Genomic DNA, 26,291 nt, shown 5'->3' with positions numbered 1-26,291 from the left:
GATAAACTGAGGGTTAGCCCTGGAGTGTACTGAGTAAGAATGCAACTCAAAAAATTTTCACCGCAACTACCAGTGATTGAATCAGGTACGGTACTCAAAGCATTAGAAACGGCTATTCCAACAGGAGCAGTTTCTCAAGCGATTGCGCGGAGCACAGTGCCCAAGGGCAATCACAGACACACATAGTAATGAAGAACGGAAGCGGGCTTTACCTTCACATTTAGTGATCTGTCTGGTCATCAATATTTAATATAGGATTTCTACATAGCCTTCCGTTCCATTAACCCGAATTCTCTGTCCGTCATTGATCAGTTTGGTAGCACTTTCTACTCCGACAACTGCTGGTAAGCCATATTCACGTGCGATAACTGCTCCATGGGTCATCAGTCCACCAACTTCGGTGACTAGGCCTTTTATGGATACAAACAATGGTGTCCAGCTAGGGTCAGTAAAGGAGGTGACTAATATATCTCCATCTTCTAGATCAGCATCTTCCATGTTTAAAATGACACGTGCTCGTCCCTCTATAACTCCGGAGGAAACAGGTAGACCTATAATAGCTTCGGCAGGGAGATTTTCTCGTTTGTACCGACCTGCAATGATTTCACCATCAGACGTGATAACACGTGGGGGAGTTAGTTTTTCATATAATTTGTACTCGTCTTTTCGTTTGCTGATAATCTGGTAATCAAGTTTATTTGTGCGTACGACTTCGCGAAATTCTTCAAAAGTCAGATAGTATATATCTTCTTTTTCATGAATAACGTTGGCTTGTACAAGTTGTTCGGCTTCTTTCAGTAAAGCCTGCTTATAAACGAAGTAGCGATTAACTATGCCGTATTTTGGATATTCACGATAACCGACGAAATTGCGGATCAGGTCGATCATTCGTTTTGTTTCTTGGGCTTTTTGTTCACCATCCGGTAATTGCTTCAATCGATCTAATAACTCTTGTTCTTTGTTCAAAGCTTCCTGTTGCCCTTGCTCAAATTTCCGATCGCTTGCACCAGGCTCTAGGTTTTTGATGTTACTGAGAATCATAGGGACAAGTGTGGTTGGTTTTTCGCTCCAACGAGTTCTCGTAATATCGATTTCCCCGACACATCGCATTCCGTATTTATTGAGATAAGCACAGATAGCGTCCTGGGTTTCCTGTCCACCCTCAAACTTCACCAATTCATCCAAGAAGTTATCATCTTTTACCTGTTGCAAATACTCAATGACTTCCGGGTAAGGACGAATCACATCGGCAACATCCAATAGTGCCAGACCCATGGACGAAGTAATATTGTTGGGTGCTGATTGAGAAAGCGTATCTGCTGCGTTTTTTTCGCCTAACCACTCGTTCATTTTTTCATTGATCCATGAGGAAGCATTCATCCCAGTCATAATCACACCAAAACTCTGTGAATCAGAGTTGGTCTTCTTTAATTGCTGGATATCTTCCAGGATAAAATCAAACAGACCCGATCCTGATTTCGTTTGGATGTTTTGTTTTAAGGTTTCTATCGATGTTTGACTACTCCTGATTAAATCAGAAACGATCGCTGGGTCGTAGTCGTTTAGGGTTTGAAAATCCACAGGCGATCGACCTTTATTGCTTTTACCGGCACCTGATTCTTTTTTATCATCTGGTAACGATTTTATAAAATCTCCCCGCTCTATGATGGTTGTAAGTGCGTCTTTCATGAGCGGATCAGATTTTCCCAATGTGACATTTACTACAGTTTCTCTGCTGACAGGTGAAGCCAGCATAGCTGTAACATCAACAAACAACCTTCCACCAGCAGTGTGCATGGGTGCCCGGGTCGTTAACAGGAAAAAAGACAATCCCAATGGTTTCATCGCATCGGTCATCATTTGGTTATGACCGACAGAAACAAAGACGTGATCTTCGTGATCATTTGCTTCAGGGATCGGGTACAACGTAGTGATCGGACGACTCTGGACAATATAAAATGTGTCATCAACCAAACACCATTCGATGTCCTGGGGACTGCCGAAATGTGCTTCGATCTTTCTGCCTATGCGCTCAAGCTGTACAATCTGCTCATCCGTCAGCGCTTGCCTGTTCTGTCTCTCAGGCGAAATCTCCTGTTCTTTCGTACCGCCATCTTTTAAGGCGTAAATAGCCAGCTTCTTGGTGGATATCTTCTTATCGATAACCTTGCCGTTCCGCACTTTATAGTTATCAGCATTCACCAGTCCGGAGACCAAAGCCTCACCAAGTCCGAAGCTGGCATCAATGGATAACACTTTCCGGTTAGAAGTGACGGGATCGGCAGTAAACAAGATTCCTGCTGCCTGCGGGAAGACCATCTTCTGAACTACCACAGACAGGTAGACTTTACGGTGGTCGAAGCCGTTTTGCAGGCGGTAAATGACTGCCCTCTCGGTAAATAACGATGCCCAGCACTTGCTGATATGCTGATAGATTGCCTCTTTTCCGATAATGTTCAGATACGTATCCTGCTGACCTGCAAAAGAGGCGGTTGGTAAATCCTCCGCAGTTGCGCTGGATCGTACTGCATAAGCATTTTTTTCATCAAACCCGGAGAGGTGGTGGGTGATCTCTTCATTAATGTCTTCAGGGATGGCTATCCCTTCAATGACCCAGCGAATCTCACCGCTAAGTTCACCGATTTTATCCCGGTCTTCTACCAATAGATGCGATAACTGATCAAGTAATTCGTTAATCGACGACGTTTCCCCAATGATTCTTTTAAAGGCTTCAGTAGAAATACAGAAGCCTTCCGGTACGCGGATTCCTTCAATTTTGGAAAGTTCCCCCAGGTTCGCGCCTTTACCCCCAACAACCTTGAGTTTTGTTTTATCAATATCTTGAAAACAAAGCACAAATGAACTCATCAGTTTCCCTCCTTTAGCAATTCATACTACGGTTGCAATCAGCGGCGGCAAACAGCCTTTGCATCACAACCAGGATCTTCAACAGTCCGCTGCATTGCAATTGTTAGGCGGCTCCACTCAAACCGCCTTTGTGTACTTCATAGCGCAACTCAGCCATGCCAGCACCCATTTGATGAACAGACACTAGGCGCAGAACTGGGCTTAGCACTCTGCGAGGGAATAGCGGCTTACCCTTGCCGAGGGTGGCCGAGCCAACCTGGATGATAAGCTCATCCAGTAAACCAGCATCGTAGAACTGACCAGCCAGATCTCCGCCTCCAACTATCCAGATGTTTTTGGTGCCGGCAGCAGCTCGCATTTCAGTGTGGGCGTGGTGTACATCTCCATTGACGAATCGGATGTTCGCACCTTCGGTTATTGGAAGCTTGCGACTAGAGAATATCCAGGCTGGCTGAGTGTATGGCCACGCGGAGCCAGTCTCAGTGGTAACCTTTTCCGCGTTGCGTACCATCCACTCGTAAGTTGCTGATCCCATTGCCAACGCACCCACATTTGAAATGAACTCTGAATAGCTGGAGTCATTCAGGTCACCAAGCGGAAACAGCCAATCTAGTGAGTCATTCTCAGTAGCAATGAAGCCATCAAGACTTGTCGCTGTGAAGTACTGAGTTTTCATTTTTGTATGCAACTCCTAAATATGATTTCAAGCGCCTAACGGTGCCCATCACCCGCCGCAGATCACCTTTGCATCATAACCGATCGACTCTCGGCGGTCGGTGGGGCGTTGTTATGCGGCGTTCACGAAGTGTGCCGTTCGCAAAGCGTCTCCGACAGGAGAAGGTATCGCTCACTAGCTGCCGCTACCCCGATGCTAAAGTGTTTTCAGGATGCCAATCTGCTCGGTTCAGGCAATAAACAAAACACTCATCGTCGCCAAACCTTCGTGGTTCAACAAATTGGAAGCCAAGACGTTCATAGAAGCGGTGAGCGCGAGTATTGCTGGCAAGTGGATCGATGAGGACAGTCGTCACACGCGGGTCGGCAAAACATCGAGCTAGGGCAAGCTGCATCATTCTTGTGCCGTAGCCTTTGCCCAAATCTGTTTCTTCCCCAATCCAGATATCAATGGCACGAAGATCCGGTGCAACATCGCCCCAATAATGGCTTTCCTCTTTCTCTCCCATGCTCCCCTCTCCCTGCTCCCATGCTTATCCGAACCGTATTGGAGCATCACCTTTGAGTATCGATTTTTCTCAATCTAGATAAATATTGCTAGTTTCACGATGTTGATTCTCAAAGTAAAATTTAGTTTAAGTACTGTAGAGTTCACCAATGATTTCCTTTACCAAGTTTCTTAAGGAACGCCAGTTTTCTCAGGTAGTAGCGCTTTTGTTGCTATTACTACTGTTGGTTCTAGGAGCAATTCCTGGTTACCTAACAGCACACTGGAATTGGCAGGAACTACCACGAATCACTAATCTTAAGGAGTTGCAAAATTTACCTAAAAAAGGGTTGAGCCTTCCTGGTTGGCAAACTGTAGAACAGCGCCAACAACAGATAGGGGAACGCAAATGGTCTTACCAGCTCATTCAAAAACAAAGTGACCAAACCAAAGCAGTTCTGCTTTTGCTACCGCAAACAGGATCAAAAGACCAACCTGTGGTGGAGTGGACAGAAATAAACAGCTTTTGGCAGTGGCAGATAGCTCAGTATCGCTCTGCTGATTTTACTGTGAAACCACAAAGATCGGGGTCAAATGCTGAAACAAAGGTAGAAGCTAGGTTCTTTCGTGCCTCAACTGGGCAGCAAACCTTCGCTGTCTTACAATGGTATGCCTGGTCCAACGGTGGTCATTCATCACCTTTACGGTGGTTCGTAGTTGATCAAGTAGCACAGTGGCACAAAAAACGCGCTCCTTGGGTTGCTGTGAGTATTCTCATTCCTATGGAGCCATTGGGGCAAGTGGAAACAACTTGGAATCAAGCTAAGTCTATTGGTCAAACAGTGCAAGCTGCTTTGATGACAGGTCTTTTATAGACTCGTTCACTAAGGCGTTTGTATAAAAGAAAGTAAAATTCTGCGATCAAAAGGGTAATTTTTAGCATCGTCAATAAAGTAGAATTAAAGCTCTGTTGTTTCCGCACTTTATACTACTTAAGTAAGTTACATTAAGTAAGTTAAAGTGCTATTGTCCATAATTGCTGGTTGTCGTATGCGTGTATTCAACGCCCTCTCTTCTGTTGGTCTTTATGTAGGCGTTTTTTTGGTAACAATTGCCCAACCTGTTGTTGCTCAAAGACCAACACAGAAACAACCCTCAAAACAGACTCCCGCGCCTGTACCTCGTAGTGTAAAAGTACAACCCTCAAAACAGACTTCCGCGCCTGTACCTCGTAGTGTAAAAGCACAATCGCCACAACAACCTCTCGCACCTGTACCTGTTACTCCACAAGGACAATCGCCACAACAACCTCCTGCGCTTGTACCTGGTACTCCACAAGAACAATCGCCACGACAACCTCCCGCACCTCCACCTGGTAGTACTGACTTTGTAGCCCCAGGTTCCATAGATGGGACGTCACCCCAATTGAACCGCTACGTCTTAGGACCTGGAGATGCCATTAATGTTTTGACTCAGCGTCCTCCGGGTGCCTATCGCTTAGGACAAGGAGATGCCATTGCAGTCTCAGTTTTACGCTTCCCAGATTTAAGCTTTCAATCCCTAATTAATCCAGAAGGAAACATTGTCGTGCCGTTGCTAGGAACAGTGTCACTCAAAGGCTTGACTCTGGAAAAAGCACAAGAAAAAATTCGCTCAGGGTACAATCGTTTTGTCGTCGATCCTATTGTGACGTTGTCACTAGTAGGACAGCGTCCAGAGTTAAATTTTTCGGCTCAAATTAACCCAGAAGGTAACATATTCGTGCCGCAAGTAGGGACACTGTCCGTACAAGGCTTGACGTTAGATGAAGCGCAAGAAAAAATCCGCGTGGCTTTAAGTCGCGAATTAGTTGACCCAGTTGTGTCAGTATCACTCGTAGGACAGCGACCAGTTCAAGTCACAATCAGTGGGGAAGTTAATCGACCTGGAATTTATCCGATTGGGTCTGCAACACCTCGTGTAAGTGATGCGTTATTCTTAGCTGGTGGTTCTGCAATGATGGCAGATCTGCGGCAAGTACAAGTCCGTCGGAAACGGGTTGATGGTTCTGTGGTTTCACAAAATATTGACCTGTATACTCCGTTACAAAATGGAGGAGAAATACCTAACTTCCGCTTGCAGGATGGCGATGCGGTCATTGTGCCGCGTCGAGAACTCGCAAACGATGCTAGTTATGACCGCACCTTAGTGTCTCGCTCAACCTTAGCATCACCACAGATTAGAATTCGTGTGTTAAATTATGCTGGAGGGGGGATTGTCACTGTGCCGCTGCCTAACGGTAGTACTTTTATAGACGTATTGACAGGAATCAATACTGACAGTGCAAACCTCAGTGAAATAGCACTAGTTCGCTTTGACCCGGAAAGAGGTCGAGCCGTCAGGCAAACAATTAATGGTAAAAAGGTATTGGCAGGGGATGTATCTCAAAATGTGCCACTTCAAGATAACGATATTATCGTAGTGGGTCGAAACCTGATTGCTAAAATTACTAATATCCTCAGTACAATTACCCGTCCTTTCTTCGATGTTCGCAGCTTCCTGGAATTCTTTGATATATATGACAGATAAGTAGCCGTCATGAAGTGCGTACACTCAAGAGAGAAGAAAAATTTTCTCATCTCCCCAAGTCAGGGTGCTTTCTCAAGTCAGTGTCTGTAGGTTTTTTAGAAGAGAAGGTAAGGGAGAGACAAGGTAAAATTATGAACTTTCAATTATGAATCATAAAATTTTTCTTAGAATTCATAATGAATTAATTTATAATTTATAAGTCGTAAAAACCGAAACCTATAATAACTGTAGCCTCATTTATACCTAGTTTTTATTTGCTGCTGCTATGACTCCACCGATTGTTAAACGCTACCTCATTGCTTTCGATAAGTATAAGTGGATTGGACTAGCTAGTTTCGCCTTAGTTGTAGCGGGTTCAACGGTGGTGGCTTTGCAACCACAACAATCTAAATATGTAGCGAACGGCGCACTCACCTACAATCGTCCAACAGTGTCTTTTTCGACAACAGGTAGTGAAATTAATCAGCAAGGGCAGGAACTGAGCCGGGATATTTTGTTATCAGACCCAATCATTGATGGTGTGGCAGCGAAACTCAATGTTAAGCCAGCAAAGATAGGTGCAAATGTTGTCCTGACTATGCCTGAGAGAGAACCAAAGACAGGACAACTACTTTCCACACTCATAGAACTGAGATATCAGGATAGCGATAGCCAACGAGCTGAACAAACATTGCAGGAATTGATGCAAGCAATGATACAGTTGAGCGCGGAAATAAATACACGGCGATTAAAAGCAATTATTACCAAAGTTAACGAACGCATACCACAAGCAAAACAGGAATTGCAAGTCGCTGAACGGAAGCTAGAACTGTACGATCGCAAAGAGCGACCAGCAATATTGGCGGCTGAGAATGGAAGTTTGCTCAACGCCATTAATGGTAGCCAAGTACAGCAACGGCAAATTCAATTCACTGTTTCTGGAATTGATGCTCAAATTCGCAGTCTACAAGAAAAATTGGGCTTAAACGTCAACCAAGCTTATGTCTCTTCTGCTTTGAGCGCTGATCCGATTATTGCTAACTTACGAGCGCAAATTTACCAAATTGAATCGCAAATAGAAGTTTTTAGAAAAGACTTGCGTCCGGATCACCCAACAATGGTTCAGTTGCGGCGTCAGAAAGACGCTTATGAAACCTTATTGCGGCAACGAGGTGGTGAAGTTGTAGGCGGTGATCAAGAAACAGCACCGCTTCCCACGACTGTGGCAATTCGCTCTCGAAGCAACCTAGATCCAGCTAGACAACAACTGGCGAACCAGCTGGTGGCTTTGCAAACCCAACGTGAGACATTGCAACAGCAACAGACTGACTTAGTGCAAGAAGAAGGACGGTTGCGGCGAGAGTATTCTCTGATACCTAATAAGCAATTAGAGCGATCGCGTCTAGAACAGGAAGTTGGACTTAAAAGAGCCGTTTATGACCAAATGCAGGTAAAACTCACCGATGCAAAAACAGCAGAAGCTGAAACAGTCAGCAGTCTCGGTGTAGCAAGACCACCGGTAGCGCTTGCAGCGAGAAGACAGGGTCTGGGTGTGCCTGTGACCTTGGGCGTAGGCAGCTTACTAGGATTGTTGGTAGGTGGCGGAGTGATATTTTTACTTGGCTCATTGGAAGGAACCTTCAAAACCAAGGAAGATATCCGCGACACCCTCAAACAACGAGAAGTTCCTCTGCTGGGGGAATTGCCTATGATGCCAGTGGATGGGTTGCATCTTGGTGAAGTGCCAGTGGTTCTTTCTCCAGAGTCTTATTATCTGGAATTTTATGAAAGGTTTCGCAGTAATGTGCGCCGCATTGGTGGGAGAAACTTGAAGGTCGTCTTGATTACCAGTACCAGCAGTTATGAAGGGAAGACCGTAAGTGCTTATAACTTAGCAATAGCATCTGCTCGTGCTGGAAAACGAACCTTGATTGTGGAAACCGATTTGCGATCGCCCTCTCGCTCTTCTTCTTTGGGCGTGACTTCTGACCCCGATGCCACAGTTGAACCTTTGCGTTATTACGGCAGCTTGAGCGAATGTATTCGCTTAGTGCCAGATATCGAAAATTTATACATCCTGCCCAGCGCTGGTCCTGTGCGTCAATCAGCCGCAATTCTTGAATCTAGTGAAATGCGAAGGCTGATGGAGGATGTGCGCGAGCGTTTTGACTTGGTGATTTTAGACACAACTCCTTTAGGATTATCGAACGACGCTTTGTTAATTCAACCTTATAGCGATGGCATTGTCTTGGTGGCAAGACCAAATCACACACAGGAAAATATGCTGACTGAGGCGATCGACCAATTGATCGAATCTGACCTTGGGTTGTTAGGAGTTGTGATCAACGGTGCTGATGTCAGCCTTGCTCTGCCTGGATCAGTTCTTAGGTCAAACTATCCACCAGAAGAACAATCGCAAGCCGTTGCAAATGGAATCAGAAGATAGTTAATAGGGTGTGTGTTATCCCCCCTCAATCCCCTTGGCTACAAGGGAAGTGGCTAAGGTAAAAGCCTCTCTCCTCTTAGGAGAGAGGTTTGGAGAGAGGTAAAAGATATGGTTTATTTACCTAGAAAAAAGAAAAAATGACACATGTTTGCTAGTTGCTAGTTCCTACATACGACACCCGGTAAATCACACCGTTGGTATCATCTGTGAACAACAGCGAACCATCCGGTGCGATCGCAATACCCACTGGTCTGCCAAACTGTGTCAATTGTTCTTCGTTCAAAAATCCTGTGATGAAGTCCTCAAATTTTACTGGTTTGCCATTTTCGTATCGCACCCGCACAACTTTGTAACCTGAGGGAGGGTTGCGATTCCATGAACCGCGCATAGTCACAAAAGCATCGTTACGATATTCTTCAGGGAACTGGGATGCTGTATAAAATATCATTCCCAACGGCGCACTATGTGCCGTGTAAGTGAGTGCTGGCGGTTGTGTATTAGCACAGTATTCCTCCTTTGTCGTACCTGTGGGATTTGCTGGTAAGTACACATCCGGACGGCGATCGGCATAACAAAAGGGCCAGCCGTAGTTTCCGCCCTCAGCGATGAGATTCAATTCTTCTGGCGGTTGCTCATTACCACGCCAGTCAGAACCATGATCCATACCCCACAGTTCTCCAGTTTCCGGATGCCAACCAAAGCCGATGGTATTACGTAAGCCTGTGGCATAAATCGTGCGATTACTACCATCAGGTTGCGCCCGTAGCAGAGTCGCGCTTTCTGGGTTCGTCTCTCTACAGGCGTTACAAGTGCTACCCACTGTAATGTAAAGCAACCCATCAGGACCAAAAGCAAGGGTGCGGTTTGGGTGTTGTCCTGCATCTGGCAAGTCATTAATCAACACCTGCGGTTCGCCGATGACCCCCGGCGACTGCAAATCTGCAGCATAAAGTTGTCTGTCTGTGACAAAGTAAAGACGATTCTGATCAACCGTGATGCCATTGATGTATTTGTAACCTGACGCAACCGTTCGTATTTCGTCAGCACGCCCATCTTGATTAGAATCAAGCAGAGCCAACACATCACCTTGTTCGCGGCGGGTAAGATAGATCGTACCATCGGGAGCTACTGCTAACATCCGGGCATTACCCAAGTCTTTGGCAAATACATTGATGCGGAATCCCGCAGGTACCTGGAGTTGTTGCAGCAATGATTCGTCAAATTGCAGTTGTTGAGGCGTTACCAAATAGCCCTCAACTTGCTCTACCCTTGGTTCCTGCGCTTGTTGTGCATTGCCAGGAAGGGTTATGCTCAACAGTAAAGCACAACTGATGAGTAAGCTTCTTGCTTTCACGGCATCTTTACCTTAAATGTTGATAGGAGAAGACTGAGCTACTAAAGGCAAAAGTATGAAGTATAAAAATTTTTATCCTTCATCTAAAAATCTCCGGGAGTGTGGAAACCTTGTGTGTTTAAACCAAGGAGGAAACACGACACGGCTAATTTATTAGCTTTTTCCATTACCGCCTTGGGGTTACTCAATACCGTGTAGTATTGCAATCTACTTTCGTTCAGGCAATTATGAACTGATATCTTTCACCCCAACGGGAGAGCCAGTTCCCTGCGGAGGGAAACCCTCCTTCAGGACTGGACTCACCTGTACGCATAATGCTTTTGCTCCAATGAGCCTCGCTTTCGCGGTTAAGTTAGCTTTGACAATGTTATTGGTCGGCACTTCCAAAAGACACTAGCTTAACCCTCTAAACTTGTTTAATCTTTTGGTTCTAGAGCTTGGAACTAGCTACGCATTCCAAGGTAGGAACTTAAACACTTACCAATAACGTAGTACCCGAAGGTACTGAGTCTGGTCAACTAATCCTAAAGGTTTGAGGCTAGAGAGCCAATAGCCTTTAAGCAGGGGTGTTGACTTGGAATGAATTTTCGTGAAATAGTCTAGAACTATAAAGGTGATAACCGCATCTTTCTAATGGGGTAGCAATTGCTGCCTTCAGCTTGTCAAAACGCCTCTGTAGGATGAAAACCGCTATCATCTAAATTTTTTCTAGGTCAAGTTATAAATTTGCATTTTGAGTAGACAGCTGCTTGACCAAACATCTGATTTTCCTCACCTATAACATTCCAAAGGATACCGTCTTGAATTTCAAAGCGCTTACCAGTACTCGTGATACGGACTCCAGAAAAATTGCTAAAACCTTTGGTTGCCGTATCAGATAATAATCTATTACGCTCTTCCTGCACGACCTCTTGAGCTGTCTGACGAGAAGGCATTTGGGTAAATTTCTCCCAAGAAAGCTCCCATAGTTGCAACGCCCTACGATTGCCATAATTAAAGATTGGATCTGATTGCGTGCCATGAGAAACTAAAACAAACGGTGCATCAAACAGTGCCTGCGCTATTTCCTGTGGTGAACCGTTAGCATATAACAGAGAACGTCCCGTCCAATAGTAAAAACTTTGCATCAGGCGTTGGCTGTGGCGAATCACTCTCTCTTGCTGCCAAGGAAGTTGTATGTCACTGTCCATAGGTGTCAGCGTTTCTTATCGGCATCAGAACCTGTGCTATTTTACCGTTTCTTTATACAAGATTGTTCATTTTGCTGGTTTGGTTGGGAAAAATATGACTAGCGCTGCCAAATGATATCAAATATCAATCTTTCTTTAGTAAAAGTATAAGTAGATTTTCGTATCTGCTATATGTATCGGTTTAGTCTAATTTTAGGTATATACTTAATAACGGAAAAATACGCTGTTAAATGAACACAAATAAGACTGCGAGCATTACCAGCATTATTGAAAAGCGCCTACCTTTGGCTGAAAAAATAGCAGGTATAGAGGCGGAACTCAAATCTCTTGACTCAGCAATTCGTCATCTTCAAAAATATCGTTATCAGTTGCTTAGACAAGTTGATGACCCAAATGTGGCTGGGCTTTTGGGAGAAATTAATTTGGCAACATTACAATCTAGTATTAATACTGAATTGGAAGCGCTAGTGAAACTCAAAGAGCGCTTTTGCCGCAAGACACTCAATATTGGAGTCGTTGGAAGAGCAAAGCAAGGTAAGAGTCGGCTGCTACAAAGTTTAACAGGACTGACGGGTGCTGAAATTCCAGATGGAGAAAGGCATTATTGCACGGCGGCTCGTAGTATTATTTATAACAATCATAATGAAGAAACTTACGCTGAGGTTTGGTTTCACTCAGAGCAGTCATTCCTAAATGAAGTTATTAGTCCTTGTTATGAAAAACTTCGCTTAAGCGAAAAGCCGAAGACAATTGATGAGTTTGCCGCAAAACCTCTGCCTTTGTTGCCCAGTGACGATCCTAAATATCCTGAGCAGGGAGGGATGTATGAACAACTAGCACAGTATCACATACATTGGGATAAGTATCGCCACTTATTTCAGCAACCCTCACCTCGCCGCATTTCTAAAGATCAGATTCGGAAGTATGTGGCTCAGGAAAGTCCCTACGTTCAGCGTATATTTTTTAACCCTTCGGGGTTCTCGTACAAAGACGCTGCGCCTGGCTCGTCGCGGAGCGAAGAGCTTACGCTAACACCAAGTGTGCGCGTAGCGCTTACGCCGTCGCCTGGCTCGGTAAACCCATCATTAGCACCGCAGTTTCACTATCTGGCAGTACGGGAAGTGAAGATTGTTTGTAAATATCCTAACGCTGATGTTGGACAAATAGCCTTTGTCGATATGCCTGGTTTGGGTGATACAGGCATTTGCGAGCAACAGCATCTGATGAAAATTTTAGGGGAACAAGTTGATGTGATCTTGTTTGTGCGGATGCCAAAGTCAACTGGCGACTCTTGGACACATGTAGATGTACGCCTGTATGACACGGTACGTGCACTACAAGCTGATCTGCCAATCAACTTGTGGTCCTTCATGATACTCAACCGTACGGAAGTTGATTCACGCTTTCGCGACAACTCAAAAAGTTGCCAAGATTTGGCGAGCGACATTGCCAACAAAAATATCGATGTTGTTGAATGCGTAACAGCTAACTGCGCTAATACTCAAGAAGCTGACAAAGTTCTTGAGCGAGTTCTTGATTACTTGAAGGCAAACATCACTGATTTAGATTACAAATACGCTTCCTTGTGCCAACAGCGATTAATTTTACTCCAAAACCAAGTGAAAGCTGAGTTAGAGAAAGTCAGCAAGGCTATAGATTTAGCAACCCATGATGATATTCATAGGTTTGCATTGTTCGAGGTAAAATTCAAGGAGCTTTGGTGGACTTTGACAAATAGTTTGGAGAAACTGCTTAAGGATCTGAGGAAAAAGCGAGAAGCAGTTGATATGGACTTTAAAAAGCAAGTAGAAGTAGCTTTGCAGGCTTGTCGAAGTGATACAGGAATTCCGTCAATTCAAGAAATAGAACAGCGCTTTTGTGTTGAAAAGAGCTACGCCATTGTATACGAAAAGTACCTCAATCAAATCCGCGCCCATTTATCGAAACATCTGTTGTTAATAGATACGGGTTTGGAGCGATCGCTTGACAAAGTCAAATCGCAAGTGGCTTACGTACTGATGGAAAAGGGACATTTGGGAAAACTGACGCAAGCTAAAGGAACTCAATTTATTGCAGACATTGCTGCCCAGATACCCGATGAACTCGTACCAGGGATACCGAGTCAACTGAAGTATGGGTTCCAAACGCTCGCTGAGTTTAAGCTTTCTTACCGGGGATTATTACAGTACCGTATTCGCAAACATTTGGATGGACTCACTCCAAATGAGCCTGCAACCCTAAAGCTTTCCGGCTCGCCTTCTGCTGAACAAGTAGTACTTAATCTTAAGATAGCTTATGCAGAAACTATTGGTAAGTGCGAAAAAGCCTTGAAAGAGTTGCTGAGCGAACCTAGCCTAGCGATTTACGCAATTGTAGAAGAATTTATAGATTGCATACTTCGTACTCAAGATGTAGAGAGTGAATGGCGAATCTTTTTACAAGGCGTGCGGGAGCAAATTTGGCAGGAATTTCAACCGCTGCGCCATCACTCAAGGGACACAGGCATTGCTAATCGCACTCAACTCCAACGCGAGGTGCTTCACTCTGTCGAGCAAGCAACAGCCGCGAATCAGTCAGAGTTGATGCACTTTTTGCAGTGACAATTAGCGCTTTACGCTCTTATTCAGAAGGGTTGCCTTGCTGGGAGAAAAGCGCTTCCCAGTCAATCACAGACGGTCTTGGTCCCTGGTTTACTAAATCAAAAACTAACCCTTGACAAAAAGGGCTAGAAATGCATTCTACACAGGCGGCTGCCACATCAATCCGGCTAGTCTGACCGGAGAGTGTATCGTTTTTACCCAACACAACACCAAACTTCCCTCCTGTTTTTGCCTTTAACAAGGTATTGAGGTCGTATGAGGTATAGGGACCATCAATGAGACGTCCAGGACGGATGATGGTGTAGGGTAATCCGGAACTCATGACAGCTTCCTCACCTTTGAGTTTGGCATCAAGTACGCCAAATGCATTAAGGATACTAAAAGGAAGCTTATCCTTGCGAAGAACTCCGCTGGAAGACACAAAAACAAACCGCTTCAAGTTGCGAGGTGCTGCTGCTACTATATTGCTGACACCTTGTGCATCAACTTTTGCAGGAGTATTCTTTGCCTTTGCTTCACCATATTTGGGGTCAAGAAACACCTGAACCCATTCAATTAAGTTAGGAGTTTGGTCAAACTCCCACCTAGCAGAAGGAAAGGCGGTAGTTCCAGTGCAGCATATGATGTGGGTGACATCCTGCATCGCTGCTGGTAGTGTATTCGCGTCGCGTATGTCACCAATGGCAACTTCTACTCTGTCATTAAACATCTTTTGGGCTTTTGCGGCATTGCGTGTGAGGACACGAACTTTATAGCCCTTCTCTAACAGATTGCTGACCACAAGTTGCCCCACTCCACCTGTAGCACCAGCAACGAGTACTAAATCCTCAACTGACGTTCCTTGGGAAGTCATAACTGTGCATTAAATGGTTTACTGCTAGTGTACACAAAAGTTATTGCTTACAGCACCATGCGTAAATAGCGATGTCAGTAGCAATTATGATTTACTGAGTATTAGTGCAGATACCGTAAAAATCTGGAGGGTGCAGTGTCCAAGTTAGGTCGTGGTTGGGGTTGGCTCTCAGGAATTGCGATGGGTGGTGTGTATATTTGGAGTGCACATTGCGCTTGTGCTCAAATTACGCCGGATACTACTCTACCTAATAATTCTATCATCACAGGCTCTGGTAATACCATAAATATCACTGGCGGAACTCAAGCGGGTGGCAATTTGTTCCACAGCTTTCAACAGTTCTCTGTTCCCACTGGTAGCGAAGCTTTCTTTAACAATGGGGTTGATATTGCCAACATTATTAGCCGTGTCACAGGTGGGTTAGGATCTAATATTGATGGTTTCATCCGAGCTAACGGCACTGCTAACCTATTCCTAATAAATCCCAATGGCATTGTTTTTGGACCGAATGCACGGTTAAATATTGGAGGTTCGTTTATTGGTAGTACTGCGAGCAGTCTGAAGTTTGCTGATGGTACGGAATTTAGCGCAACCAATCCTGGTACCACTCCTCTATTAACGATCAGCGTTCCATTGGGGTTGCAATTTGGTTCAAATCCTAAAGAAATTCAGGTGAACGGACCAGGGCACGAATTTTCATATGAAAAAGATATCATCGAGTATAGTAATGGCTCTAAAAACAAAGAAGCCGCTCCCCGTCTTAACAGTAACGTTCCAGGATTAGAGGTGGGAAAAACCTTAGCACTGGTGGGAGGGAATGTGTCAATTTCGGGTGGCGTTCTCAAGTCACCAGCAGGACGTATTGAAATCGGCAGTGTTGGTAGCAATGGGACAGTAAGTCTTGTCCCGATAGAACAAGGTTGGAAGCTGGGTTATGAAGGCACAACCAGTTTTGCAGACATCGAGTTAAGAGAAAAATCGTTTCTGAGTGCTACAGGCGATCGCGGTGGTGCAATTGCAGTTACTGGTAGAAATATTAATTTCACTTCGGAATCAATAGTACGATCTGATACGCTGGGCGACAAAAATGGCCAACAAATCAGCATTGTTGGCGATGCCATCGTTGTCGATAGATCTAACATCGGCGCTAACAGCTTCAGTTTTGGCAATGGCGGACAAATAAAGCTGGAAGCCAACAACATTACGTTTAAGAATAATGGTGGCGGAGGAACTCAGGCAACAGCATCGGGAAGCGCAGGAGACGTTACCGTCATAGCTAAGAATTCTTTTGAGACCAGCAATCAAAGTGGCCTAGGCAGCAAAACCTTTGGTGCAGGTAATACCGGAGTGATAAACGTTGAAGCTAATTCTTTTGTTGTCAGCAATCAAAGTGGGCTAGGCAGCGAAACCTTTGGTGCAGGTAATGGCGGAGTTATAAACATTAAAGCTAATTCTTTTGTTGTTAGCAATCAAAGTGGGCTAGGCAGCACTACCTCTAATATAGGTAATGGCGGAGTCATAAACGTTGAAGCTAATTCTTTTGTTCTCAGCGATAAAAGTGGGCTAAACAGCACTACGGGGGAAAATAGCACAGGTAATGGTGGACAGATAAACATTAAAGCTAATTCTTTTGTTGTTAGGAATAACAGTGCGTTACAGAGCAAAACCTCTGGTACTGGTAATGGCGGAGTGATAAACATTGAAGGTAATTCTTCCCTGCAGCTTGAACAGGAATCTGGTATTAATGCGACTTCTACTAGTATAGGCAGTGTCGGCGAAATCAAGATCAAAGCTGGCGATTTGCTAATGCGCAATTCTGGTATTGGAAATGAATCTTCATTGGGAAGTAATGGTGGAAAAATCAAGATCGATGCAAATTCTTTTCAACTGCAATCTGCCGCTGTTACTAGCACTACGGGGAAAGATAGCACGGCTAATGGCGGAGAAATTAACATTAATGTCAGAGGCTCTTTTGTACTCAATAATCCAGATATCAATGTAAAAAGTTCCGGCACAGGTAATGCTGGAACTATCCAGATTACCGCTAATAATTTGCAGATTGAAGATGGGAATATTAAGACTGATACTGACAATGGTAAATCAGGAAACATCTTTATTAAGGCAGAAGACTCTTTTAACGTGAACCGCGCAGGTATAACTGCTAACAGTTCTGGTACAGGTGATGCTGGAACTATCACCATAAGTGCCAAAAATATGCAGATTTCAGATGGAGGGATCGGTAGCATTGCGTCTGCTTCGGGTAAATCAGGCAACATATTTATTAATGCCACAGACTCTTTTGGGGTTACCAAAGGAGCTATAAATGCTAACAGTTCTGGTACAGGTGATGCTGGAACTATCAGGATTGATGCCAACAATGTGCAGATTGATGGAGGTATCAATAGCAGTGCGTCTGCTTCGGGTAAATCAGGCAACATATTTATTAATGCCAGAGACTCTTTTCGGGTGACTAAATCAGGTATAACTGCTAAGAGTGAAGGTACAGGTGATGCTGGAACTATCAGCATCACTGCCAAGAATGTGCAGATTGAAAGTGCCAAGATTGATAGCGTGACACAGAGCACAGGTAAAGCTGGAGAAATCAACTTTAAAGTCACAGACTCTTTTGATATCAAGTCTGCAAGTATAAATACAAACACTAGTGGCGTGGCTGACGGTGGAAAAATCTACATTAGTGCAAAGAAATTGCAGATGCAAGATGCGAGTATTCGTAGCGATGCAAGCAATACAGGTAGGGGTGGAGATATTGAGCTACAGATAGGAAACTTACTTTTGTTGCGTCGTCAGAATACTGGAAGTTCTATCTCCACCACTGCAACTGGTAGTGGTAATGGTGGCAACATAAACATCAATATTCCCAATGGCTTTATTGTTACTGTCCCGAATGAAAACAGCGACATTACCGCTAATGCATCTACTGGCGGTGGTGGCAAAATCAAAATCACATCTTTAAGTAATTTTGGTATCCAACAGCGTAGTCGAGAAGACTTGAGCCGCCTGTTGGGAACCACCGATCCAAACCAATTGAAGCCTGAAAATTCACAAACAAACGATATCACGGCATTTTCCCAAACCAGCCCAACTTTAGAAGGTCAAGTAATTATCAATACACCAGATATTGACCCAAGCAAAGGATTTGTGGAACTACCCACGGTGTTAACAGATATGTCAAGCGTAATAAACACAAGCTGTACAGCTATTGCTGAAGCAGAAGGTAGTAAGTTTATTGTCACGGGACGTGGCGGTTTACCCCCCAGTCCTAACGAACCCCTCAGCACTGATGTCGTATGGTTAGATACTCGTCTATCAGCTATCACAACACAACAGCAAGCGAAACAGGAACCTGCGGAGTTACCACAGTCTAAACCTGAGGCTATAAAATTTGTCCCTGCTACCGGTTGGGTATTCAACGGCAAGGGTCAAGTAACCTTGATCTCCGATGCATCCAAAGCTCATGCTATGGCGACTCCTGCTGCTAGCTGCCCAAAACCCTGAAACAGCAGAACATTCACCTATGTCAAAAGCCCAGTCACGACGACCGGGCTTTTGATTACAACAGTGGGGTTATATCCCCTTCGGTTAGTTATAGAGTTTAGTTATAAATAAAATGCTCTAATAATCTCTACAACTAGGGGCTTGCCCATTCCAGAAAATTAAAATCTTTGTTTTTGCACACCAACTTAACGTTGGGCGGGAGTACGTAAAAACCTTATCTAGCTTTTGCATCGTATTATTTAGGTGGTTGTCTTAACAGAAACTAAGGCTCAACCAAGAAACTGAACTTAAAGACTAATGCACTGTGAAAACACGGTGAAAAGCGTGTAAATACAATCACAGCATGTGGGGAAACATTGCACTCTCAGAAATACTAGCCAATCTGTTTGCCTTCTTACCCGAATATTTAAATTACTCTAGGACTTTCCCATAATATAAATAGTGCGCTTGTCTGTAACGATAGTAACTTTTTGGGGAATCAAGAATGAGTCCAGCAGCACCAACTGAGGCAGATACTCCATCGCTCGTCACACAAGACTATAGAGACTTGTATCGACAGGGGAAACGGCTTGAAAAGCAAGGACGTTACGAAGAAGCGATCGCCTATTACAACAAAGCTATAGAAATTCGCCCTGATGAATACTGGCTGTGGTATGACCGAGGTAGCGTCCTGCGGGAATTGGGTCAATATGAGCAAGCGATCGCAAGCTTTGACCGAGCATTGGCACTTCGCCCTAATGATTACTGGGCGTGGTATAATCGCGGCAATATTTTCCTAGAAGAACTAGAGCAATTTGAGGAAGCGATCGCCAATTTTGACAAAGCCTTGGCAATTCGCCGCGATGATTATTGGGCTTGGTTTCGTCGCGGAGATGCTTTGAGACATTTGGAACGCTATGAAGAAGCAATTTCCGATTACGATGAGGCTTTATCAATTCGTCGTAACGATTATTGGGCGTGGTTTCGTCGGGGAGATGCCTTGAGACATTTGGGTCGCTATGAAGAAGCGCTCAAAAGTTATAACGAAGCCCAATATATCCGTTCAGATGAATTTTGGACTTACTACAAAATAGGAGATACTTTGAGATATTTAGAGCGCTATGATGAGGCGCTTGCAAGCTATCAAAGAGCAATTGAACTGAACTCAGACGATGAGTATGCTTGGTATAATAGCGCTTGTTGTGCAGCCCGATTAGGAAAAGAATCGCTAGCGATTGAAAGCCTTGAGACAGCGCTGAAAATTAACCCGAATTTTCACATATTTGTCAAGACTGACCCCGATTTGGACGTTATCCAGGATAATAGGCAACTTGAAGATTTGCTGTCCAGGATGGCTGAGTGGAACGCCTAGTGGTCTGTGTCATTAGTTTTGACACGTTGTTAAATTGCAGAAATTCCGTAGAGACGTTGCATGCAACGTCTCTACAAACCCTCACTATTAATGACATGAAGCACTAGATTCAGACAAAGGAAGTCTGTTGGGTTTACCGTATGAAAACCCAACAAGCTAAGCTAAGCTTACAGTTCTTTACCCCCGCTTTTTCCTTGTTATTCTGCATTCTGTGTTCTGGGTTCTGCGTTCTTAATATTTTTGAGCTTCAATCTGCTTGACTGCTGTCAGCGCTGAGTAACTGACACCAGCAGTCCCTTCGCCTGGATGGGTGGAGTCACCAACAAGCCACAGGTTGCTGATGGGTGTACGATTGGCAAAACCAAAAGGACCGAAAGTGGATATCCTTTGACCAATACCACCAACAATACCGCGATCGCGTGCTGTGTACCTTGCAAAAGTGCGGGGAGTGGCTGCTTCTACATGAACAATGGTTTCTGGTTTCAGGTAAAAGAACTTTGCCAGGTTGGAGATAGCTTCTTGTGTATACTGTTGCTTTAACCCCTCATAATCCTCAGTCAGCCACCACTGTTGTGCATCTACAAACGAAGAAGCAATAATTGTTGCTTTTCCATCTGGAGCGCGCCCATCTCCTGGATGACTCACAGAAACAAACAGAGAATTATTCTCGCCAATCGGACCATTGGCATCATACATAAATTGAAGATGAGGTGGACATCCAGAAGGAATAGCGCTTTCGTCTACGCCCAAATACACAACAAAAGCACCTGATGCCGGTGGTAGTTTTTCTACTCGTCGCTGATAACCATTGGGAACCTTATTCCCCAACAACTGCACCAAATTCTGTGCGGTAACATTGGCAACTACGTGGTCAGCACCTTCTGTCCAGACTTCGTCAGTTTTCTGATTGCGAATGACTACAGTGTTCGCTTTGCCCTTTTCGACTTTGATATGTTCCACCGTGTGGCGCATAAGCAACTTGCCACCATTTTTTTCTAGGGCTTCTACTAGGCGATCGCTCAGGACTTGCATACTACCTTGAAGATGATACAACCCCTGCGGCAGTTGCGACACACTCAACGCTGTTGCCGCATAAAGCAAAGCTGTTTCCTCTGCATCTACCTGAGAGTAGAGCTTGAGTTGCAAATCCAAAAATGTTTTTAAGCGGTGGTCGTTTGCCAACTTGTAGGCGCGCAATGCATCCCCAACTGTAAACAATGTGTAGGGTACAGTTTTGAATGTACTAGGACGCACTGCTTTGGTAAGCTGTAATAAATCCCACGGGTTACGTGGCGGTAGCACTGGGTCGCGTCCTTGAAATTCCCAACTGGCTTTAAACAAAGCTGCCATCAACTGCCAAAATGGTTCGCTAGCAGGAAACTGATTTTGTCGTTCCTCTTTCCATTTGTCTGGATCTCGCCAAACGTTAATGGGTGTGTCTTCACCAGGCAAATACACTGCACAAGCGGGATCACAAGGCGTTGCTTGCGGTAAGTCAATTTCCAATTCCGTGAAAATCCGGTGGTGAATTCCCCCTGGTTCCAACCCTGCTACCTGGGTGGCTCCTACATCAAAGGTAAACCCTTTACGTTTAAACGTAGAAGCGCACCCTCCTGGTACGAGGGCTTGATCCAGAACTAAGACACTGTAACCTCTATGTGCTAATAATGCCCCAGCAGTGAGTCCGCCTATTCCGGCACCGATAACTATGACGCGGGATTTGCTTTTGCCAATACGATAACCTGGCATTGATGTTTATGACATATTTCTTAATATTTATAATTATAATTTTATATTAAGTGATAAAAGTCGTAGATTTTGCTCAGACTCCTTGACTGATTAAAAAGTCACGAAGTTGGCTCCCTCCCTTCTAAGGAAAAGCATAGCTCTACCCGACACCAAGCAAGCTGACCAAGTTCGCAGACATTGGGGCAATTTGTCTGTTTTTGTGGTGTGAGACCTTTTTTCAGCAAACTCCTAGCTATGTACTGAGAAGTTCGGTACGAAATTCAGTGGTAGGTAAAATTAAAAAAGTATAGGCTCACCCCACAAGTACAAATGACCTCAACCCTGCTGAACTTTCCTCGTCTTAATGCCCCAAAGCTGCACCAGTTGCCTAATGGTTTGACCATAATAGCAGAGCAGATGCCAGTTGAAGCAGTTAACCTAAGCTTGTGGGTTAACGTTGGTTCCGCCGCCGAGTCAGATACGATTAACGGTATGGCTCACTTTCTAGAGCATATGATTTTCAAGGGAACTGAGCGACTAGCAAGCGGCGAGTTTGAACGTCAAATAGAAGAGCGGGGTGCTGTTACCAATGCTGCTACAAGTCAAGACTATACCCATTACTACATTACGACTGCTCCCAAGGATTTTGCAGACCTTGCCCCTCTGCAAATTGATGTTGTCCTGAACGCTAGCATACCTGACCCAGCTTTTGAACGCGAACGATTGGTAGTTTTGGAAGAAATTCGGCGTTCGGAAGATAATCCCCGTCGCCGCACTTTTGGGCGGGCGATGGAGACAGCTTTTGATGAGCTTCCTTATCGGCGTTCCGTTTTGGGACCAGAAACTGTTATTTCTCAACTGCAACCTCAGCAGATGCGAGATTTTCATGCAACTTGGTATCAACCGCGCGAAATCACTGCTGTGGCTGTAGGCAATTTACCCGTGGAAGAGTTGATTGAAATTGTTGCGGATGGATTTGAAAAAGTCGCTAAAAATCAGCACTCTCCACTCACTACTCACCACTTACTCGCTAACCCTGAACCTGCGTTTACAGAAATTGTCCGTAGAGAATTTATTGACGAAAGCCTCCAGCAAGCAAGACTCGTGATGGTTTGGCGAGTCCCTGGGTTAAAGCAATTAAAGAAGACTTATGCATTGGATATTTTAGCGGGAATTCTAGGACATGGACTGACATCAAGGCTGGTGCGGGATTTGCGGGAAGAACGAGGGCTGGTTTCCGGTATTTCTGTCAGTAATATCACGCAACAGTTGCAGGGAACTTTTTACATTGCAGCTTATTGTGCGGTGGAGAACTTGCCAGCTGTAGAGGCTGGTATTGTCCAACATATGCGCAATTTACAAACAGAGATGGTGACAGAAGCGGAAATTGCTCGCGTGCGGACGAAAGTGGCTAACAGATTTATTTTTGGCAATGAAACACCAAGCGATCGCGCTAATTTATACGGCTACTACCAATCAATGGTGGGAGATTTGGAACCAGCATTTAACTATCCAGCCCGCATTCAGGCACATGATGCAACTGACTTGATGCAAGCGGCACAAGAATTTCTTTCCCCAGATGCTTACGGTGTCGTTGTCCTCAAACCATTTTAAACTGGGGATGATGAGGAAATTATCCCCCTCATCTCCCTCATCTCCCTCATCTCCCTCATCTCCCTCATCCCCCTATTCCCTATTCCCATGATGTGGACTGAAATTGATGCCCATATTAGCCAAGCGAGGAGCGAAAAATTTCAATCGTCGCAACGGCGTTCAGTTGGTGGCGGATGTATCAATCAAGGTTATAGTATCTCTGATGGTCAGCACACCTACTTTGTTAAGTTTAACCAAGCGTCGCAAGTTGGTATGTTTGAGGCTGAGGCGCTGGGCTTACAGCAAATGTACAAAACAGCAACAATCCGCGTTCCCAAACCCATTTGTTGGGGTACTGCTGGTAATTCCAGCTATTTGGTGTTGGAGTGGCTGGAAATAGGTTCAGGTAATACCAAATCTTGGGAAGAAATGGGGCGAAAGTTAGCGGCGATGCACCGATGGAACCCCCCTCAGTCCCCCCTTGGTAAGGGGGGAAGTGAGGGGGATTTTGGCTGGGACATCAACAATACTATCGGTTCCACGCCTCAGATCAATACTTGGACAGCAGATTGGGCAGAGTTTTATGCCAAACATCGGCTGGGGTATCAATTCCAGTTAGCAAGGCGCAAGGGTGGTCATTTTCCTCAAGAAAAAGAGTTACTACAGGCAATTCCTGAACTTTTGGCGCACAAAGTGCAGCCCTCTTTGGTACATGGTGATTTGTGGGGAGGAAACGCTGGATGTACTGTTTCAGGAGAACCAGTGATTTTTGATCCAGCTACTTATTTTGGCGATCGCGAAGTTGATATCGCCATGACTGAACTGTTCGGTGGTTTTTCAGCAGCGTTTTATCGGGGTTATAACGAAGTTTGGCAGTTAGATGAAGGGTATGAGCAAAGAAAAACTCTATACAACCTGTATCACGTCTTGAATCATTTCAATTTATTCGGTGGCGGTTATCTGTCGCAAGCGAACCGGATGATTGCCCAGATTTTGGGATGATTTCGTGGAAAAATGCAGAGATACAAGGTAGAAACGCCTAATTTTGCGTTTCTATATTTTTTTGGCTTATCCGTTAAAATGCAATACCGTTGAGTTAAGGATTTTTTGTGAAAATTTCACACGTATAGAGACGTTCCATACAACGTCTCTACAGAATAAGTAGGCAACGGTGTGATGGATGCCCCTCAAACATGAATTACGAAACTGCGTATAAATTTTTGATAGACCAAACAGTCATAAACGAGGAAAACCCAGATGCCTTGTTAATGCGTCTACAGCAAGGAAAACCACCAGTACCTGGTCAGATAACCTCGATTTTGTTGGCATTGAAAGTAGTATTTGAAGGTCTAAAAGATGCTACTGTTGTAGACAAAGAATTAGCTTATGTTTTATACCAGTTAAGCATCAAAAGTCAACAGCTTTTTGCAGCGGGGCGCAGAGTAGGAGTTGAATGGCCACCGCTGTTAAAGGAAGATTTATTAAGAATAGCGATCGCAACTGAAAGTATCTTTTCTGGTAAATGGCAAAACTTACATTAACGATTTCGCAGTTCAACTTCCATCTCATCTAGCTTATTAGCTATAGTTCTCTGTAGGGTGGGCATTGCTCAGTGATATCTCAAATGTCCATTAGATAAGCTTTTATGGGCAATGCCCACCTGATGATTTGTAGGCAATGCCCACCTTACGATGTATGGTGTAATCATAGAAAAGGGATTTGCAATTAAAAAAATCTCCAATTTGTAGTCACCCAAACAATGGTGGGTTACGGCGCAATGCAAGTCCTGTATGTAAAACCTTAACTGTCGTGCGCCTAACCCACCCTACATATATGGATAATTTACTTTTTGGTACTCTCTAATTACTGTAAGATTAGCTATATAGCACTTTCTGTAACAGCCACTCATACCAATTTTCTAATCCAGTTCCAGTTAGTGCAGAAACCTGAAAAACTTGAATCTGGGGATTAACTTGCTGGGCGTACTCTATGCAACGCTGAACGTCAAATTGTACGTGAGGCAGCAAATCTATTTTCGTGAGAATCATCACTTGACTGGCGCGGAAGATATGGGGGTATTTTATCGGCTTATCTTCTCCTTCTGTAACCGAGAGAATCACGACTTTAAAAAGTTCTCCTAAATCAAATAAAGCCGGACAAACAAGATTGCCAACATTCTCAATCATCACTACTGAATTTAAAGGTGGATTCAGTTGTTCTAACCCTCGTTCCACCATCGCTGCATCCAGATGGCAACCTGTTCCTGTGTTAATTTGAACAACTTGACAACCGGTTTCTTGAATTTTTTTGGCATCGTTTGTGGTTTCTTGATCGCCTTCAATAACGTTAATAGGTAACTGATGCTTTAAATCATTGATGGTTCGAGTTAACAGAGTCGTTTTTCCTGCACCAGGAGAACTCATAAGATTTAATGCGAGGATATTTCGACCTTTAAACCATCCTCGATTTTGGGCGGCTATTAAGTTATTTTTTGCTAAGATATCATGCTCTAAAGAGAGAGTTGTATTATGTATCTTGGCATGAATTCGAAATGCTTCAGTGATAGGGTCGTGACTGTGGGAATGAGTTATGACAGTGCCATCTGGTAAAGTGTGAGTATGATGATGGTGCTGAGTATCACTTGAAGAATTCATGGTTGCTACTTCACCTGTCTCAGGATTGGTAATTTTGACTTCGGCATCATCAGAACAACCACAGGTTACACACATAGTTCCTCTATTTCTATTTCCTTAATTTTCAGTTCTTGCCCAGATATTAAGTCCAAATGCACGCTACCACATTGACAGCTTCCAAAAGGATTTTCTAAAGGAATTTCTGCACGGCATTGGCGGCATTTGGCTAATCCTGGAGTTTCCAAAATTTCTAAATTTGCCCCTTCTAAAACAGTACCTTGAGTACAAATATCAAAACAAAATCGCACTGCATCTGGCATAATGGCTGAAAGCTTACCAATTTCTAATAATACTCTTCTGACTTTTACACCATTTGCATATTCAGATACAATAGCCACAATATTTTGAGTAATTCCTAATTCGTGCATTGAATTTCAATAGCCAAAGGAT

The 26,291-nt window shown here is 44.2% G+C and carries 19 protein-coding genes; 10 read left to right on the top strand and 9 right to left on the bottom strand.

Features of this window, described 5'->3' with window-relative positions:
• Positions 1 to 39 precede the first annotated feature (39 nt).
• Positions 40 to 186 (top strand): hypothetical protein, encoded by a 147-nt coding sequence (locus ACM0OZ_RS14275; protein WP_414583480.1) that lies wholly within the window; start codon positions 40 to 42, stop codon positions 184 to 186.
• 60 nt (positions 187 to 246) lie between these two features.
• Here the strand turns inward: ACM0OZ_RS14275 and ppsA are convergent, their stop codons facing one another.
• From ppsA to ACM0OZ_RS14260, 3 genes are all read right to left on the bottom strand, one after another.
• Entirely contained in the window at positions 247 to 2,868 is a 2,622-nt protein-coding gene (gene ppsA / locus ACM0OZ_RS14270; protein WP_414583479.1) for a phosphoenolpyruvate synthase, read from the bottom strand.
• A 103-nt stretch (positions 2,869 to 2,971) separates the two neighbouring features.
• Positions 2,972 to 3,544: a dihydrofolate reductase family protein gene (locus tag ACM0OZ_RS14265; RefSeq protein WP_414583478.1), complete on the bottom strand. Its 573-nt coding sequence runs from the start codon at positions 3,542 to 3,544 to the stop codon at positions 2,972 to 2,974.
• A 184-nt stretch (positions 3,545 to 3,728) separates the two neighbouring features.
• Positions 3,729 to 4,052, bottom strand: coding sequence for a GNAT family N-acetyltransferase (locus ACM0OZ_RS14260; protein ID WP_414583477.1), 324 nt, complete (start codon positions 4,050 to 4,052; stop codon positions 3,729 to 3,731).
• A 148-nt stretch (positions 4,053 to 4,200) separates the two neighbouring features.
• On the opposite strand from ACM0OZ_RS14260, the gene ACM0OZ_RS14255 reads away from it, so the two are divergent.
• The 3 genes from ACM0OZ_RS14255 to ACM0OZ_RS14245 all read left to right on the top strand — a co-directional run bounded on the left by ACM0OZ_RS14255 (position 4,201) and on the right by ACM0OZ_RS14245 (position 9,023).
• On the top strand, positions 4,201 to 4,905 hold the full coding sequence (locus ACM0OZ_RS14255; protein ID WP_414583476.1) for a cyanoexosortase B system-associated protein: 705 nt from the start codon (positions 4,201 to 4,203) through the stop codon (positions 4,903 to 4,905).
• A 175-nt stretch (positions 4,906 to 5,080) separates the two neighbouring features.
• A complete protein-coding gene (locus tag ACM0OZ_RS14250) occupies positions 5,081 to 6,598 on the top strand; it encodes a polysaccharide biosynthesis/export family protein (RefSeq protein WP_414583475.1) in 1,518 nt (505 codons plus the stop codon).
• A gap of 265 nt (positions 6,599 to 6,863) precedes the next feature.
• Complete coding sequence (locus ACM0OZ_RS14245; protein ID WP_414583474.1) at positions 6,864 to 9,023, top strand: GumC family protein; 2,160 nt, start codon at positions 6,864 to 6,866, stop codon at positions 9,021 to 9,023.
• Between the two features lie 151 nt (positions 9,024 to 9,174).
• Here the strand turns inward: ACM0OZ_RS14245 and ACM0OZ_RS14240 are convergent, their stop codons facing one another.
• Positions 9,175 to 10,377, bottom strand: coding sequence for a PQQ-dependent sugar dehydrogenase (locus ACM0OZ_RS14240; RefSeq protein WP_414583473.1), 1,203 nt, complete (start codon positions 10,375 to 10,377; stop codon positions 9,175 to 9,177).
• Positions 10,378 to 11,090: 713 nt separating this feature from the next.
• Complete coding sequence (locus ACM0OZ_RS14235; RefSeq protein ID WP_414583472.1) at positions 11,091 to 11,567, bottom strand: MEKHLA domain-containing protein; 477 nt, start codon at positions 11,565 to 11,567, stop codon at positions 11,091 to 11,093.
• A 230-nt stretch (positions 11,568 to 11,797) separates the two neighbouring features.
• Between ACM0OZ_RS14235 and ACM0OZ_RS14230 the strand changes: the two genes are divergently transcribed.
• Positions 11,798 to 14,167: a hypothetical protein gene (locus ACM0OZ_RS14230; RefSeq protein ID WP_414583471.1), complete on the top strand. Its 2,370-nt coding sequence runs from the start codon at positions 11,798 to 11,800 to the stop codon at positions 14,165 to 14,167.
• 19 nt (positions 14,168 to 14,186) lie between these two features.
• Here ACM0OZ_RS14230 and ACM0OZ_RS14225 read toward each other — a convergent pair whose 3' ends face one another.
• Positions 14,187 to 15,020: an SDR family oxidoreductase gene (locus ACM0OZ_RS14225; RefSeq protein WP_414583470.1), complete on the bottom strand. Its 834-nt coding sequence runs from the start codon at positions 15,018 to 15,020 to the stop codon at positions 14,187 to 14,189.
• A 135-nt stretch (positions 15,021 to 15,155) separates the two neighbouring features.
• Here ACM0OZ_RS14225 and ACM0OZ_RS14220 point away from each other — a divergent pair, with 135 nt between their 5' ends.
• Both ACM0OZ_RS14220 and ACM0OZ_RS14215 read left to right on the top strand, forming a co-directional pair.
• Positions 15,156 to 18,536, top strand: a complete 3,381-nt coding sequence (locus tag ACM0OZ_RS14220) for a filamentous hemagglutinin N-terminal domain-containing protein (RefSeq protein WP_414583469.1) — start codon at positions 15,156 to 15,158, stop codon at positions 18,534 to 18,536.
• A gap of 484 nt (positions 18,537 to 19,020) precedes the next feature.
• Positions 19,021 to 19,887 (top strand): tetratricopeptide repeat protein, encoded by an 867-nt coding sequence (locus ACM0OZ_RS14215; protein ID WP_414583468.1) that lies wholly within the window; start codon positions 19,021 to 19,023, stop codon positions 19,885 to 19,887.
• Positions 19,888 to 20,118: 231 nt separating this feature from the next.
• Here the strand turns inward: ACM0OZ_RS14215 and crtD are convergent, their stop codons facing one another.
• Complete coding sequence (gene crtD / locus ACM0OZ_RS14210; RefSeq protein WP_414583467.1) at positions 20,119 to 21,636, bottom strand: C-3',4' desaturase CrtD; 1,518 nt, start codon at positions 21,634 to 21,636, stop codon at positions 20,119 to 20,121.
• Between the two features lie 309 nt (positions 21,637 to 21,945).
• On the opposite strand from crtD, the gene ACM0OZ_RS14205 reads away from it, so the two are divergent.
• The 3 genes from ACM0OZ_RS14205 to ACM0OZ_RS14195 all read left to right on the top strand — a co-directional run bounded on the left by ACM0OZ_RS14205 (position 21,946) and on the right by ACM0OZ_RS14195 (position 24,749).
• Positions 21,946 to 23,229, top strand: a complete 1,284-nt coding sequence (locus ACM0OZ_RS14205) for a M16 family metallopeptidase (protein WP_414583465.1) — start codon at positions 21,946 to 21,948, stop codon at positions 23,227 to 23,229.
• A 90-nt stretch (positions 23,230 to 23,319) separates the two neighbouring features.
• Entirely contained in the window at positions 23,320 to 24,210 is an 891-nt protein-coding gene (locus ACM0OZ_RS14200; protein WP_414583548.1) for a fructosamine kinase family protein, read from the top strand.
• Positions 24,211 to 24,401: 191 nt separating this feature from the next.
• On the top strand, positions 24,402 to 24,749 hold the full coding sequence (locus ACM0OZ_RS14195) for a Dethiobiotin synthetase (RefSeq protein ID WP_414583463.1): 348 nt from the start codon (positions 24,402 to 24,404) through the stop codon (positions 24,747 to 24,749).
• A 333-nt stretch (positions 24,750 to 25,082) separates the two neighbouring features.
• Here the strand turns inward: ACM0OZ_RS14195 and hypB are convergent, their stop codons facing one another.
• Entirely contained in the window at positions 25,083 to 25,937 is an 855-nt protein-coding gene (hypB, locus tag ACM0OZ_RS14190; RefSeq protein ID WP_414583462.1) for a hydrogenase nickel incorporation protein HypB, read from the bottom strand.
• Positions 25,928 to 26,269, bottom strand: a complete 342-nt coding sequence (gene hypA / locus ACM0OZ_RS14185; RefSeq protein ID WP_414583461.1) for a hydrogenase maturation nickel metallochaperone HypA — start codon at positions 26,267 to 26,269, stop codon at positions 25,928 to 25,930. The genes hypB and hypA overlap by 10 nt, the downstream gene beginning before the upstream one ends.
• Between the last annotated feature and the right edge of the window lie 22 nt (positions 26,270 to 26,291).

The sequence above is a fragment of the Scytonema sp. PCC 10023 genome, from assembly GCF_963920835.1.
GTDB lineage: Bacteria > Cyanobacteriota > Cyanobacteriia > Cyanobacteriales > Nostocaceae > Kalymmatonema.
Note: the sequence above shows the minus strand (reverse complement) of the source record. Positions and strands in the feature narration are given on the sequence as shown.